Consider the following 958-nt stretch of genomic DNA (forward strand, 5'->3'; position numbering starts at 1 on the left):
TAATTGTTCGAGCAGTTGGTCAGCACCACCGGCAGGCCGTAGGTCTCGTGCCAGGCCCGCACCAGGTGGTCCGAGGCCGCCTTCGAGGCCGAATAGGGGCTGCGCGGGTCGTAGGGCGTGTCCTCGGTGAACTGGCCGGTCGGGCCGAGCGAGCCGAAGACCTCGTCGGTCGAGATATGGTGGAAGCGGAAGCCCGCCGGCCGGCCCTTGCCGAGCCAATGGGCGCGGGCCGCCTCGAGCATGTTGTAGGTGCCGGTGATGTTGGTCTCGATGAAATCGCCCGGCCCGTCGATCGAGCGGTCGACATGGCTCTCGGCCGCCAGGTGCATCACCGCGTCGGGATCGTGGGCGGCGAAGACCCGGTCGAGCGCGGCGCGGTCGCGGATATCGGCCCGCGCGAAGGCGTAGAGCGGGCTGTCGGCGACCGAGGCGACGTTGTCGAGGCAGGCGGCATAGGTCAGCGCGTCGAGATTGACGACCCGGTGGCCCCGCGCCACCGCCAGCCGCACCACCGCCGAGCCGATGAAGCCCGCGCCGCCGGTGACCAGTATCTTCATGAATTGCCCTCGTAGATGAAGGGTGAATCGAAATCCCGCAGCCACGGCGCCCGGGCATCCTTCTCCGACAACACCGCCGCCGCGCTGTCGATGCCCCACTCTATCCCGATATCCGGATCGTCGAAACGCACCGCACCGTCGCACTCCGGCGCGTAGTAGTCAGTGCATTTGTATTGCACTTCGCAGTTCTCGGTCAGAGTGACGAAACCGTGCAGGAACCCCGCCGGGATCAGCAGCTGCTTGCCGTTCTCGGCCGTCAGTTCGACACTTGCCCATTTGCCGTAGTCGGGCGAGCCGTGCCGGACGTCGACGGCGACGTCCAGGATCGCGCCGCGCGAACAGCGCACCAGCTTGGCCTGGGCATGGGGCGGGGCCTGGAAATGCAGCCCCCGCACCGTGCC

The 958-nt window shown here is 67.7% G+C and carries 2 protein-coding genes; both read right to left on the reverse strand.

Features of this window, described 5'->3' with window-relative positions; all coding sequences use genetic code 11:
• The coding region (locus ACFOES_RS21015; RefSeq protein ID WP_377835689.1) for a dTDP-glucose 4,6-dehydratase at positions 1–557 on the reverse strand (557 nt) is incomplete at its 3' end.
• Positions 554–958: dTDP-4-dehydrorhamnose 3,5-epimerase (gene rfbC, locus ACFOES_RS21020; RefSeq protein WP_377835690.1), on the reverse strand; the 405-nt coding region annotated here is incomplete at its 5' end. The genes rfbC and ACFOES_RS21015, both read right to left, overlap by 4 nt.

The sequence above is a fragment of the Acidimangrovimonas pyrenivorans genome (assembly GCF_042643245.1).
In the GTDB taxonomy this organism is placed as follows: Bacteria; Pseudomonadota; Alphaproteobacteria; order Rhodobacterales; family Rhodobacteraceae; genus Acidimangrovimonas; species Acidimangrovimonas pyrenivorans.